The organism is Ligilactobacillus ubinensis (assembly GCF_024160875.1).
In the GTDB taxonomy this organism is placed as follows: Bacteria; Bacillota; Bacilli; order Lactobacillales; family Lactobacillaceae; genus Ligilactobacillus; species Ligilactobacillus ubinensis.
In genome coordinates this window covers 24,745-38,500 of record NZ_JAIULA010000004.1, presented here as the reverse complement: position 1 = coordinate 38,500, position 13,756 = coordinate 24,745, and the positions used below count along the sequence as shown (strand labels likewise).

Here is a 13,756-nt window from a genome sequence, read left to right as displayed (position 1 = left end):
AATATTTTAGGCGTGTTATTAGAATTATTAAAGCATTAGCCCACATAATGGAGTTTAACTCATTTAATAAAATGAGGTTAGCTTGATTTATGTGGGCTTTTAGTTTGTTTAAGGAGGAATAAAGATGGCTTATGAAGAACTATCACAAAAAATTATTGCAGGAGTTGGTGGTAAAGATAATGTAGCCAGTGTGGTACATTGTACAACGAGATTGCGCTTTAAATTAAAAAATGAAAAAATTGCACAAGAAAGTGATTTAAAAAATACAGATGGAGTTATTACAGTTGTTAAATCTGGAGGACAATTTCAGGTGGTTATTGGTAACCATGTTGCTGATGTCTATGATACTTTGATTAAAGAAGGTGGCTTTGCAGATGGTGGCCAAGTAGCGGACGATTATGAAGATGCAAAAAATATGAGTATCCTTGATCGTTTTATTGATTTAGTATCTGGAATATTCACCCCAATTCTAGGTCCATTATGTGCAGCTGGTATGATTAAAGGATTTACAGCTATGTTTGTTGCATTTGGCTGGATAACAACAACTTCAGGAAGCTATATAATGCTTCATGCTATTGGAGATGCATTTTTCTATTTCTTCCCAGTGATTTTAGGGTTTACTGCAGCAAATAAATTTAAAGTTGATAAATTTGTTGGGATGGCAATTGGCGCAGTGTTATGTTATCCAGACATAGTTGCTCTAGATAGCAGTAAAACAGTTTTATATACATTATTTAAAGGTACATTCTTTGCTTCTCAAATTCATACAACATTTTTTGGAATTCCAGTAATTATGACTAACTATACATCATCAGTTATCCCTATAATTTTAGCAGTATGGTTTGCATCATATATAGAACGTTGGGCAAAAAAAGTAATTCCATCTGTAGTAAAGACCTTTTTAGTGCCGTTTGTAACATTATTAGTAACATTACCTATTACATTTATCGTCATTGGACCTATTGCAACATGGTTAAGTACAGCAATTTCAGATGTAACTGTTGCAATTTACAACTTTAGTCCCGTTTTTGCAGGAATTTTGATGGGTGCATTTTGGCAAGTATTTGTTATGTTTGGACTTCATTGGGGGTTTGTGGCAGTTATGCTTACAAACTTGGCATCTAAGGGATTTGATCCAATTGTCGTTCTTTCATTTGGAGCTTCATTTGCCCAAACAGGTGTAGTACTTGCAATGACATTACAGACAAAAGATGAAAAAACACGTAGTATTGGTATTCCAGCAGTAATTTCAGGTATTTTTGGGGTTACAGAGCCAGCTATTTACGGATTATCGCTTCCGAGAAAAAGACCATTTATTTTAAGCTGTATTGGTGCAGCTGTTGGTGGTGGCTTAATTGGATTCTTTGGAACAAAAGCTTATATATATGGTGGATTAGGAATTTTTGCCTTTCCAAGTTATATGAATTCACATACTGGGATTAATATGGCATTTTACGGATCAATTATTGCGGCTACAGTATCATTAATATTAGGATTTGTTTTACAAATTATTTTTGGTAAGAACTATGTTGATATAAAACCAGCAACGGTAGCAGCATCAACTGCTACTACAACTGAAAATGCACCTACGGTTTCAGTTGCTCAAAATGTAGAAAAATATAATAAACCAACTAAATTAACAAGTCCATTGAGTGGTGAAGTAATTGCTTTAGCAGATGTTAAAGATGAAGTTTTTTCTTCTGGAGCAATGGGTAAAGGTGTTGCAATAAAACCAACTGAGGGAGTTGTCGTTGCTCCTGCAGATGGTAAAATAGCGTTAGTTTTTCCGACAGGACATGCAATTGGAATAAATACTTATGATGGTGCAGAATTGTTAATTCATATAGGTATGGATACAGTGGAACTTGATGGTAAGGGTTTTGAAACATTAGTCAAAAAAGATCAGGAAGTTAAAGCTGGACAGGCATTGGTTAAATTTGATATTGCAGCAATTACAAATGCTGGCTATGAGATAACGACGCCAATAATTGTGACTAATACTAAAAATTATCATGATGTGAAAGTTATTGGAACAAAAACAGTAAAACAGCAAGATGAATTGTTAAAACTAGAATAACTACATGAAAAACAAACACTTTAAGTAAGGTTTAAGGTAGTTATAGAGAAGATGGAACATAAATAAGATGGGTATTCTCTAATTATTGATTGATGGGTCTAATAATTAGAGAATATTTTTGTGCTTCTGTTAAAAGCAGTTTACTTTTCTTAAATAAATTAGTAGTATATAATATATAGTATATTTGGGGATGTTATGGATTCGACAGGTATAGGTTGTGCTTAAATTGCGTTTGGTAGGTTGCGACTACCATAAAACGCTCAGTTAAAATATAACTGCAAAAAATAATACAAACTCTTACGCTTTAGCTGCTTAATCGCAGTTGCGTAAATCTGCCTAACATTGTCTATGTGTTAGATACAGGTTTTATAATAAATAGACTTACGTTTATCACTCACATCTGAAGTGATAAAGAGAGGCTTAATCAGATTAGTTACTAATGTTGGCCAAGCCATATGGCGTAATTAGTAATGAAAACTAAATGATATGACTATGAACGTAGATATTTAAGTGGCAATATGCTTGGACGCGGGTTCGATCCCCGCCATCTCCATTGAACTAACTGTATATTTTAATTTTTAAAGTGACTGATTAATTCATCTAAGGATGATTACTTAAATCAGTCTTTTTTATTGTAATATAGATAAAGAAGTAATTTAGACAAGACAGAATTAGACATGGATTGATTTGAGTAAAAGATATGTTAAAATAGAGCGTAAAATCTAATTTTAGAAAATGAAAACAGAATCGTAGCGTATATAATGGTATGATTGAAAAGTAAATTATTTAATGAAGTAAAGATAAATAATATTTAAATACGGTTAGTTTGTGTAATTGTCGCGAAAAATTCTTAAAAAGTTAACAACTTTAAGTTAAGATAATATTAATAGGTATAAAAGGAGAATTTTACTATGAAACTATTAATGGTAGAAGATAATAAATCTGTTTCAGAAATGATGTCAATGTTTTTTAAAAAAGAACAATGGAATGTAGAGTATGCTTATGATGGTGAAGAAGCAGTTGAAAAATTTAAACAAGATCCAGATAGTTGGGACATGATTACATTAGATCTTAACTTACCCAAAAAAGATGGGATGCAAGTTAATGCGGAAATTCGGTCAATTTCAAAAACAGTTCCCATTATTATTTTAACGGCACGTGATTCTGAAAGTGATCAAGTTTTAGGGTTAGAAATGGGTGCAGATGATTATGTAGTTAAGCCGTTTTCACCGATCACACTAATTGCGAGAATTAAAGCATTGCATAGACGTGCTGAAATTCCAAATTCTAGAGTAAGTAGTAATGGAATTAGTCAAGAAAATTATGATGTTGTAACAGATCATTTTAAGTTAAATAGTAAGACGCGTGAAGCATTTTTGGTTGATAAACCAATAAATGATTTAACTCCAAAGGAATTTGACTTACTTAAAACACTAGCTCAAAAACCAAGACAAGTTTTTTCACGAGAACAGTTACTACAATTGGTTTGGGATTATGAATATTATGGTGATGAAAGAACGGTAGATGCTCATATTAAGAAGCTACGTCAAAAAATTGAAAAAGTTGGGCCACAAGTTATTCAAACTGTCTGGGGAGTAGGTTATAAATTTGATGATTCAGAGGTAGTTGCCAAATGAAATTAATTTATCAACAGATGTTGGCATTTTTTGTAGTGATCATCACTTTGTTGGTAATTCTGGGAGTTTCGTTTTTTCATTTAATGAAGGAAAATGTATATAAAACAACATGGTCACAAATGGAAAGCTATGCATACAGTCTTAAAAATTCGTCGATGACGCTACAATCCACTAATTCAGGGCAGAAGCTTGTATTAGATAATGTAAAGTTGCAGACTAGTGAAACCCTACTGCAAAATCAGGAAGTCCATTTTACAATTTATACAGGACGTAAGAAAATTATCTATCCATCAAATGGATTTAAATCGACTATTTCTAAGTCTGATTGGAAAAAATTGAAGCAAGGAGAGATTTTAAAACGTCGTAAAGATGTTGGCGGGCGCAAAATCTCTGTTAAAAATAAAAAATTAAGTTCATATTTTAAAAATAAAATGCAAAGTAGCAATAAAAATAAACGTTTGCCTGAAATACAAAAGCAACAACAACAAGTTACAACAGATGTTTTTGTTCCATGTTTTGATTCTAGTGGCAATTTAGTGGCGGTTATTTCAGTTGGAGCAATGGTATCTAGTGTAGAGTCTAATCTCCAAGATATTCAAAAAAGTTTACTGTATGCACTGCTAATTTCTGCATTATTAGGTATTTTTGTGAGCTATATTTTAGCTCATTATACAACAAAACGAATTAGTCGTTTGCGTGGTGCAGTGCATCAAATTGCTGAAGGTAATTTTGATGTTAAAATTGAAAATAACGGTCGTGATGAATTAGATTATTTAGCTGGTGACTTTAATCAAATGACGGATTCATTAAAAGAATCACGTGAGGAAATTAAGCGTCAAGAAGATCGGCGACGTCAATTTATGGCAGATGCAGCGCATGAGATGAGAACGCCGCTAACTACAGTTAATGGATTATTGGAAGGATTAGCTTATGATGCCATTCCGGAAGAAAGTAAAGGCAAGAGTATTGAGTTAATGCGCAATGAAACGAATAGACTAATCAGATTGGTAAATGAAAACTTGGATTATGAAAAAATTCGTAGTGGAGCAATTACACTTTCAAAATCAAAATTTGATGCAGTTCAAGTTATTAAAAATATCGTTCAACAGTTAACAAAAAAAGCGAAAGAAGTTGGCGATGAGTTTGAATTGAATATTCCTAAAGAACTAAGTGTTTATGCAGATTATGATAGATTTGTTCAGGTGGTCTTTAACATTACCCAAAACGCGATTCAATTTACTCAAAATGGCAAAATTGGAATTTCAGCAGAAAGAGGATATCACGAAACTATTATACGTATTTCGGATACGGGGATTGGGATGAGCAAAGAACAATTACGTAATATTTGGGAAAGATATTATAAAGCGGATCCGTCTAGGAATAACACTAAGTATGGCGAATCTGGCTTGGGGCTATCCATTGTTCATCAATTAATGCAATTGCATAAAGGAAAAATTGAAGTTACAAGTCAAGAAGGACAAGGAACGACATTTATATTAACATTTCCGGATGAGGAAGTAAGCGAAGTTTAAAATAAATAACTGATTCAATAGCATGGTCATTCAGCTTTACAGTTGAAGACTGTGCTATTTTAGTTTCTAATATTTGTATAGATAATACAAAAAAACCTAATTTTATAAGATATAAAATTAGGCATAGAATATGGTTATGAAGGTTGATTAGTTGAGTTGAAGACTATTTATATCAATGACAGTTGCTTTTTTATGATTAGTAAGTTCTTTTTGATGGGTTAAAATAACAACGTAGTAAGCAGTAGTATCAATAATGTGAAGTAGAATATCTAATAAAAAGTGAGTTTGATTAATATCTAATTCGTCGAAATGATCGGCAATGACCAAGTATTCTTGTTGATTACGAATACCTCTTAAAAGGGTAACAAGGATTTTTTCGAGCGGAGAAAGATTATTGGTTGGAGTAAAAAAAAAGTTGTGGTAAGTTTCTGTAGAGAGTATTTTAGAAATAATTTCAGTATATATTTGGGGCTCTTGTCCATGCTTTTTTAAAAGTTCTATATTGTCACTAACAGATAGATATGGAATTAAACTTTCATTAGAACTAGTAACAAAAGCAATCTGATTTTTTTTTCCTAAATTAGAGTGCTTAAAATGTTCTTTCAAAAACTGGTTTTTTTTTAGACTAGAACCAGAGACATATATAATGTTTAAAGTGTGAGTATTTAGATGAATGGTAGGTTGTATTTGTAAATTTTGCACAGGATCACCTCGAATTTCTTTTATGAAACATCTTTATTTGAATAAATGAACTTATACTTAAAAAAATGCTGCTACTTAAAAATAATGCTAAGAATAGTTTGCAATATTTGCTAAAACTAAGAATTAAGATATCACTTAAAGTACTAGGATCTGTTTTAAGCAAGTTATTTGCAGTTGTTGCAAAAATATCAGATTCAAACAGTCTACCAACGGTATGCTGTATTTCATTAGCGCTTAAACTATTTTTTAATACAAGATTATCATTAAAACTGTTAAGTTCAGATACGAAAAAGGATTCAAAAAAATTTAAACAAACAAATGACAAAATGAAACTAGCAACAATAACAATAACTAATTGTGCAACAACAAAGAAGGTAATTGAAATATCTGTTTGATTTGCCGTGAAGAAAATAGATATTTCATGTTTACGATGTTGTAACACATAAATATTAAGTATTAGTAAGGTTAAAATAAAAAGAATAATTAATATTAATAAGATTAGTTGACTATTGAATATTTGTTGCTGTTTAAATTGAATAATTTCTTCAATAGCTGCACTTGTTCTAAAATCAGTACCTATATTGCTAGTATTAATTTTAAACTGTGCCAATGAAGTTTGTTGGATGAGCTGCAAAGTTATTATTACTAGTAAGCATAAGGAACCAATAAAAGAAAAGCCGATAAAAGTCAGGGTATCTTTAATATGATAGCGTAGACTTGCAAGTATTTTTGGTAAGCAATGCAAACTCGTCACCTCTTTTAAAGTAATTCTATTCAGATAGTTTAAAAGAAAAATATGAATAAATTATGAAAAGGACACGAAAAAAGGAGCAAATTATTTAATAATTTACTCCTTTGTAATGAAATCTTTAGTTGTTTGAACTAGAACTACTACTACTATTAGAAGAATCAGTACTGTTAGTTGAGCTTTTATCTGTTGTTTTTAATTCAGGCGCGTCTGAAGTGTAATCATCAATTGTAGACTTATTACCATTTTGACTCCATAAACTAGTTGAGTTATTACCTAAAAGATTTTGGATTTTTGTTATTTGTCCAAATTCATTTTTGTAGTTGTAATTACTTGAATTAACTGGTGTAAATCCAGTTGGAACATAAAAACGCAATAGATTTTTATTATTGAGTGAATCTGATAATGATAATTCAGTGGAAACCTTTTTATGCGCTTTAGAAACATATTTTTTAATTTTAGCAGATGGATGTGTAATTACATCTCCAGTACTGTTTTGATAAATTGTATTATTTATAACAGTGTATTTTGGCGTTACAAAATCACCGCTTCTAAATGCAACAACTTGGTCATGCTGTTTAGAGAACAAATCGGTTCCAAACTGGATATATTTTGAGGTATTTATTCCTAGTAGATGTAGTAATGTTGGTAAAACATCGATTTCACCACCATATTGGGTTTGAACCCCACCTGTTGTTGTACCAGGAATGTGTATCATAAATGGTACTCGCTGCATTTGAGCATCATCGTAAGAGTTCCAAGTAGAAGCCGATTTTCCTAATAGTGAGGCTAATTTAAGATTACGTGAATCTGAAATGCCATAGTGATCACCATAAATTACAATAATAGAATTGTCATAAAGGCCAGATTTTTTAAGGTATTCAAAAAACTCTTTTACAGCTTGATCTAGATAATGCGCAGTAACAAAGTAATTATCGACAGAACTATCACCTGTATTCGCTGCCTTAAATGTGGTGTTCTGTTTGTCTAATTCAAATGGAAAGTGATTACTTACAGTAATAAATTTAGCATAGAACGGTTGTTGAAGTCGCTCTAAATATTTAACTGAATCGTGAAAAAGTAATTTATCCTTTAGTCCATATTCGGTTAAGTTATTTGAATTTGTATTGTAATAACTGGAGTCAAAGAAATATTGATAACCCATATTTTTATAAGTATTATCACGATTCCAGAAAGAACCAGAGTTTCCATGAAAAACGGCTGAAGTGTATCCAGAAGTTTGTTTTAAGATTGCAGGAGCAGCTTCAAATGTGTTGTCACTACCTAAGGTTGAAAATAATGAACCTTGTGAAAGACCATATGTGCTCGTTTCTAATAAATTTTCAGCATCAGAGGTTTTTCCCTGCCCAACCTGATTGAAGAAGTTAGAGAAGCTATACGTATCATTACTGTTATATAAACTGTTTAAAAAAGGAGTAACTTCTTTTCCGTTTAGTTTAAAATTAATCAGGAACTGTTCGAAGCTTTCTAGATGGATGACGATGACGTTGCGTCCTTTTGCAATACCATACATACTGGAATTTGGTGCTGCATAATGTTTCTTGACAAATGAAATAATATCATTTAAATCAGAACTTTCAGCATCGCTTCTTGTTTGATTAGTTTTAGCTGTTTTTAAACCATCATAGACTGTGAAAGTATCTAAGCCTAAATATTTAACAAGATAGGTACGATCAAAGGTTCTGGTAAGTAACTGGGGTCTACTAATTTCAGCTAGTGTAATATTTAGAAATAAAAAGAAAAGACTAAATGAAGTAACGGCAATAGCAGATTTTCGTGGTATTGGCCGAGAATCAAGTTTAATAAACTTAAATAATAGTAGAAAAAGAACAGCAATAATATCTATGACCATGATAATGTCAGATGGTTGTAATAATGCCATTGAACTGGTACTTAGACCGTTGGAAACAGATGAATAGCCAAAAATGACATTAAAAGTCATAAAATCGGTAAATTCACGATAATAGATAACGTTAAAAAGTAATAATGCAGAATTAGCGATATACAGTAGTAACATAGTTAGATAAGCTGGAATCGTTCGCTTTAAATAAAAAGCTAAACTAAATAGTAACATCGTTGTTGCAATTGGGTTAATTAGTAAAACAAAATATTGATAAATACCGGAAACATCTAAACTAAAGTCAATGCAGTAGATAATAATTGTTTTTAACCAAAACAAACTAGTTAACAACGTAAAGAAACCCCAGCGTGTGTTAAGAAAATTACTAATTTTTTTTAAGTGCACGGCTATGAACCGTCCTTTCCAAGAAAGTGATAATACTTAATTTTAAACCAATAAATTATTCTAAGTCAATTTTACAATGGTTAAATTACTAAAGTTTTAAACATCAGATAATAAATATAAGTTATTAATTTAGGATAGCAATTAAAGTAGTTAAGTTTAATTTGGGAGATATACTTGTAAAAGACTAAGGATAACTGGTAAAATATACTTTTATCCTTAAGAGAGAATCTACAAAGTAAAGAGAGGTATTTTAGTATGTTAATTGCACTAATTCCAGCAATTGCTTGGGGTAGTGTTGGTCTTATTAGCGGAAAACTAGGTGGTAGCGCTAATCAACAAACATTAGGAATGACGTGGGGAGCGTTATTATTTTCCATATTGATGACAGTATTTACGTGGCAACATTTTACAACACATACAACTGTTAAACTATGGATTGTCGGGATTGTTTCTGGCTTTTTTTGGAGTATAGGTCAAAATCAACAATTTCATGCGATGAAGGCAGTAGGGATATCTAAAGCAGTTCCCATTTCAACTGGGGCACAATTAGTGGCTAATGCTCTAGCAGGCGCTTTACTATTTCATGAATGGACAACGGTTAGGCAGTTGACGCTGGGAACAATAGCATTAATTGTTTTAGTGGTAGGCTCTTCATTGACCGCCCTACGTGACAAAACTGCGATAAAAAAGGTGAACGAAAATTGGAGTGTAGGTTATCGCGCTATGCTACTTTCAACATTAGGGTACTTAGGCTATACAGTTATAGTTACATGGGCAAATGTGGATACACAAGCGATGGTTTTACCACAAGCAATGGGAATGGTCGTTGGAGCAACTATATTTGCATATGGCCAAAATATATTTCAAACAGAAACTTTTAAAAATATGTTGACAGGTTTAGTTTGGGGAACCGGAAACTTTTTTATGTTTTTAGCCACAACAACAGTCGGACTAGCTATTAGTTTTTCATTTTCTCAAATGGGAATTGTTATTTCAACTTTTGGATCGATACTTTTTTTGGGCGAGAAAAAAACAAGAAAAGAAATGGGCTATGTTATTATTGGTTCATTGCTAGTTATTGTAGGTGGTATACTATTAGGTCAGTTAAAATAAATATTTTTTAAGATGAATTAAAATAGTTAGATGCAGATATACAACAACGATAAAAATTTATTTTTAAGGTGATTGACTATCTTTTAAGTGGTTTTAAGGATAAATAATAATTTATCGTCAATTTTATGTTTCAAATCATAAAATATATTGTATAATTAAAAATGTAGATAACATATTTTAAGGAGAGATGGAAATGACTCATATTTCATTTGACAGTTCAAATCTTGAGAAGTTCGTTCATTCTAATGAATTAGGTGAAATGCAAGCTTTAGTTACTGCAGTTGATGCAGAATTACGTAATGGTACAGGAGCAGGTAATGATTTTCGTGGTTTTGTCAATCTACCTGTAGAATATGATAAGGAAGAATTTGCACGGATCAAAAAAGCTGCTAAAAAAATCCAATCAGATTCAGATGTTTTAGTTGTGATTGGAATTGGTGGTTCCTATCTTGGAGCACGAGCAGCAATCGAGTTTTTGCACCATTCATTTTATAATTATTTACCAGCTGAAAAAAGAAATGCTCCACAAATTTTCTTTGCAGGAAACTCAATCTCATCGAGTTATGTCCATGATTTGATGGACTTAATTGGTGATCGTGATTTTTCAGTAAATGTTATCTCAAAGTCAGGGACAACAACAGAACCTTCAATTGCATTTAGAATCTTCAAAGAAAAGTTAGTTGCTAAATATGGAGAACAAGGCGCGCGCGAACGTATCTATGCAACAACAGATCGAGCTCGTGGTGCATTGAAAACTGAAGCAGATGCTGAAGGATATGAGACTTTTGTGATTCCTGATGATGTTGGTGGTCGTTTTTCTGTATTGACACCAGTCGGATTATTGCCAATTGCTGCGTCAGGTGCAGATGTTGATAAGTTGATGGAAGGTGCAGCTGCAGCAAGAAATGATTACTCTGATGCAGATTTGGAGAAAAATGAAGCATATCAATATGCAGCGTTACGTAATATTTTATATCGTAAAGGCTATACAACAGAAATTTTGGAAAATTATGAACCATCATTGCAATATTTCTCTGAATGGTGGAAGCAATTAATGGGTGAATCAGAAGGAAAAGATCAAAAAGGTATTTACCCATCTTCTGCAAACTTTTCAACAGATTTACATTCATTAGGCCAATATATTCAAGAAGGCCGTCGTAATTTGATGGAAACTGTTGTTAAGGTTGGTAAACCTAATCATGATATTGAAATTCCAAAGGAAAAAGAAAATTTAGATGGTTTAGGTTATTTAGAAGGCAAGTCAATGGACTTTGTTAATACTAAAGCATTCCAAGGTGTTGTATTAGCACATACTGACGGTGATGTGCCAAATATGATTGTGAACATTCCAGATCAAACAGCCTTTACTTTAGGTTATACAATCTACTTCTTTGAAATTGCTGTTTCAATTTCTGGATACTTAAATGGAATTAATCCATTTAATCAACCAGGTGTTGAAGCTTATAAGAAGAATATGTTCGCTTTACTTGGTCGCCCAGGATATGAAGAATTGACTAAGGAATTAACTGCTCGTTTGAATAAATAGTTATTCAAAGAATTAGTGTTAAGTGAATTAATCTAATTAATTTAAGACTTTGAAATTAGTGTTATACTAGTTTCAAAGTCTTTTTATAATGAGGTGATGAAATGGCGATAAAAAAGAATCTTGGGATAAGTCTATTAGGGGCGAGTGCAGCTGCTTTTATTTTTAGCGAGTATCTATTTAAGGTTGCCTTTAAAAGAATTGATTATGTTCCCGAGACATCTAAAGACAAACAAAAGTATGCACATCGATATTGGGATTATGTTGCTTGGTTTAAAGAAGTTAATAAGGAACATTGGACTTTTTCTTTGAATGATGGTGATGATTTAATGTCCGCATACTATATTCCGGCTAAAAATGGAAAGTCAAAGAAATGTGTGATAATAGCTCATGGTTATAAAGGAAACGGTGAGACCATGACAGGTTATGCAAAAATGTTTTATGATATGGGATACAATATTTTATTACCAGATGATCGTGGACATGGTCAAAGTGCTGGTAAATATATAAACTTCGGATGGTTAGATCGAATAGATTACTTGAGTTGGTTAAATAAAATAGTTATGCGCGTAGGTCAAGATGCAAAAATTGTTTTGTTTGGAGTCAGTATGGGCGGTTCAACAGTCGAGATGATGAGTGGTGAAAAATTGCCACAACAAGTAAAATGTATTATTGCAGATTGTGGTTATTCAAGCATTAATGAAGAGTTAACATATTTATTGAGACAACAGTTTCATTTGCCTAAATATCCATTTTATCCACTTGTAAGTACAATTAATCATCGTCGTTTAGGGTACTATTTGAATGACGTTTCAGCAAAAGATCAATTAGCTAAAAATAAATTACCAATAATGTTTATTCATGGTGAAAAAGATACATATGTTCCTAGTTATATGGCGTTAGAAAATTATCAAGCAACTACATCTGCAAAAGAACTGTGGATTGTTGATGGAGCAACACATGCTGAAAGCTTTTGGTATGATACAAAAGAATATACGCGTCGGATAAACAATTTTTTGGAAAAATATATTTAGTTTTCCTGCTTAATAAGAAATAGATTATTAATATTAAGAAAATGCTATTTTTTTCTTAGATAGCTTGGTACAATTATAAGAAAGATGAAAAGATAGAGGTGACCAATAATGGCAACAAATATTCGGTATGGAATTATGGGCTCTTCTCAAACGGCAACGAGATTTGCAAGTGCAATTAAAGCTGTTGCAGGTAGTGAGGTTTTAGCGGTAGCTGGACGTGAATTATCCGCAGCTAAAAAACAAGCTGATAAACTTGGGATAAAGCAAGCATATGGGAGTTATGAAGAATTATGCAACGATGATAATATTGATGTTATCTATATTCCATCGTACAATCGAGCACACTATGCTTGTGCTAAATTTGCTTTGAATAATAATAAACATGTCTTGATGGAAAAGCCCTTTACTCATCATAAAGTAGGAGCAGAAGAACTATTTCAACTTGCTGCTAACAAAGGGTTATTTTTAATGGAAGCACAAAGAGCTATATTTTTACCATTGCTTTTACGTGTAAAGAAGTTGTTAGCTGAAAAAGCAATTGGTGAAGTTAAGTTTATTGATATAAAAAATTATCATAAAGTAGGAATTCCAAATGAATGGATTACTGACTTAGCAGCAGGCGGTGGTGCTTTAAATTATGGAGGAAGTTATCCACTAGAAGTTGTTTCATACTTATTAGAAAATAGTATTTCTGAATTTGCAGGATTAGGTGCAAATAAGATTGGTGAAGCAGATAGCAGTTGTACATTAACTTTTAAAAGTAACAATGTTCTAGTTAATGCGTTTATTACGACTAGTTTTAAAGGTGAAAGTGAGATGATAATTACTGGAACCGAAGGTAAGATAATTATTCCTAATTATTGGGAAGCAACAACGGCAGTTATTGAAAATCAAAAGGGTACACAACAATTAGTTGATCAATCTAATAAAAGCTCATTAGCGTATACAATTGAGCATGTTGCAACTTGTTTAAAAGAAAAGAAGACGACAAGTCCAATTGTAACTCCAAAATTAACAATATCATCTTTAGCGATTATTGAAACGCTATATCAAAAATGGTATGGAGATCCATTGAATTAATAAGGATAAGAGATACTAAATACT

The 13,756-nt window shown here is 32.1% G+C and carries 10 protein-coding genes and 1 other RNA gene; 8 read left to right on the top strand and 3 right to left on the bottom strand.

Annotated elements, in window-relative coordinates:
- Positions 1 to 124 precede the first annotated feature (124 nt).
- The 4 genes from LB941_RS02955 to LB941_RS02940 all read left to right on the top strand — a co-directional run bounded on the left by LB941_RS02955 (position 125) and on the right by LB941_RS02940 (position 5,246).
- Positions 125 to 2,077 (top strand): beta-glucoside-specific PTS transporter subunit IIABC, encoded by a 1,953-nt coding sequence (locus tag LB941_RS02955; RefSeq protein WP_253359350.1) that lies wholly within the window; start codon positions 125 to 127, stop codon positions 2,075 to 2,077.
- 186 nt (positions 2,078 to 2,263) lie between these two features.
- Positions 2,264 to 2,633: a transfer-messenger RNA gene (gene ssrA, locus LB941_RS02950) on the top strand.
- 355 nt (positions 2,634 to 2,988) lie between these two features.
- A complete protein-coding gene (locus LB941_RS02945) occupies positions 2,989 to 3,714 on the top strand; it encodes a response regulator transcription factor (protein WP_253359347.1) in 726 nt (241 codons plus the stop codon).
- Complete coding sequence (locus LB941_RS02940; protein WP_253359345.1) at positions 3,711 to 5,246, top strand: ATP-binding protein; 1,536 nt, start codon at positions 3,711 to 3,713, stop codon at positions 5,244 to 5,246. The genes LB941_RS02945 and LB941_RS02940 overlap by 4 nt, the downstream gene beginning before the upstream one ends.
- A 147-nt stretch (positions 5,247 to 5,393) precedes the next feature.
- Here the strand turns inward: LB941_RS02940 and LB941_RS02935 are convergent, their stop codons facing one another.
- The 3 genes from LB941_RS02935 to LB941_RS02925 all read right to left on the bottom strand — a co-directional run bounded on the left by LB941_RS02935 (position 5,394) and on the right by LB941_RS02925 (position 8,962).
- Entirely contained in the window at positions 5,394 to 5,948 is a 555-nt protein-coding gene (locus LB941_RS02935) for a hypothetical protein (RefSeq protein ID WP_253359343.1), read from the bottom strand.
- A gap of 4 nt (positions 5,949 to 5,952) precedes the next feature.
- Complete coding sequence (locus LB941_RS02930) at positions 5,953 to 6,693, bottom strand: hypothetical protein (RefSeq protein WP_253359341.1); 741 nt, start codon at positions 6,691 to 6,693, stop codon at positions 5,953 to 5,955.
- 124 nt (positions 6,694 to 6,817) lie between these two features.
- The gene (locus tag LB941_RS02925; RefSeq protein WP_253359339.1) at positions 6,818 to 8,962 is read right to left on the bottom strand and encodes an LTA synthase family protein; all 2,145 of its coding nucleotides are present in this window, start codon (positions 8,960 to 8,962) and stop codon (positions 6,818 to 6,820) included.
- Between the two features lie 255 nt (positions 8,963 to 9,217).
- On the opposite strand from LB941_RS02925, the gene LB941_RS02920 reads away from it, so the two are divergent.
- The 4 genes from LB941_RS02920 (at position 9,218) to LB941_RS02905 (ending at position 13,732) form a co-directional block, all read left to right on the top strand.
- Complete coding sequence (locus LB941_RS02920; protein ID WP_253359337.1) at positions 9,218 to 10,075, top strand: GRP family sugar transporter; 858 nt, start codon at positions 9,218 to 9,220, stop codon at positions 10,073 to 10,075.
- A 193-nt stretch (positions 10,076 to 10,268) separates the two neighbouring features.
- Positions 10,269 to 11,621, top strand: coding sequence for a glucose-6-phosphate isomerase (locus tag LB941_RS02915; protein ID WP_253359336.1), 1,353 nt, complete (start codon positions 10,269 to 10,271; stop codon positions 11,619 to 11,621).
- A gap of 101 nt (positions 11,622 to 11,722) precedes the next feature.
- On the top strand, positions 11,723 to 12,652 hold the full coding sequence (locus tag LB941_RS02910) for an alpha/beta hydrolase (protein WP_253359335.1): 930 nt from the start codon (positions 11,723 to 11,725) through the stop codon (positions 12,650 to 12,652).
- Between the two features lie 108 nt (positions 12,653 to 12,760).
- Positions 12,761 to 13,732, top strand: a complete 972-nt coding sequence (locus tag LB941_RS02905; RefSeq protein ID WP_253359334.1) for a Gfo/Idh/MocA family protein — start codon at positions 12,761 to 12,763, stop codon at positions 13,730 to 13,732.
- Positions 13,733 to 13,756: the final 24 nt, after the last annotated feature.

What these genes read in the sequence shown, in the direction of transcription:
- LB941_RS02910 (WP_253359335.1), top strand. Translation starts at nt 11,723, where the DNA reads ATGGCGATAAAAAAGAATCTTGGGATAAGTCTATTAGGGGCGAGTGCA.
- LB941_RS02915 (WP_253359336.1), top strand. Translation starts at nt 10,269, where the DNA reads ATGACTCATATTTCATTTGACAGTTCAAATCTTGAGAAGTTCGTTCAT.
- LB941_RS02920 (WP_253359337.1), top strand. Translation starts at nt 9,218, where the DNA reads ATGTTAATTGCACTAATTCCAGCAATTGCTTGGGGTAGTGTTGGTCTT.
- LB941_RS02940 (WP_253359345.1), top strand. Translation starts at nt 3,711, where the DNA reads ATGAAATTAATTTATCAACAGATGTTGGCATTTTTTGTAGTGATCATC.
- LB941_RS02905 (WP_253359334.1), top strand. Translation starts at nt 12,761, where the DNA reads ATGGCAACAAATATTCGGTATGGAATTATGGGCTCTTCTCAAACGGCA.
- LB941_RS02955 (WP_253359350.1), top strand. Translation starts at nt 125, where the DNA reads ATGGCTTATGAAGAACTATCACAAAAAATTATTGCAGGAGTTGGTGGT.
- LB941_RS02945 (WP_253359347.1), top strand. Translation starts at nt 2,989, where the DNA reads ATGAAACTATTAATGGTAGAAGATAATAAATCTGTTTCAGAAATGATG.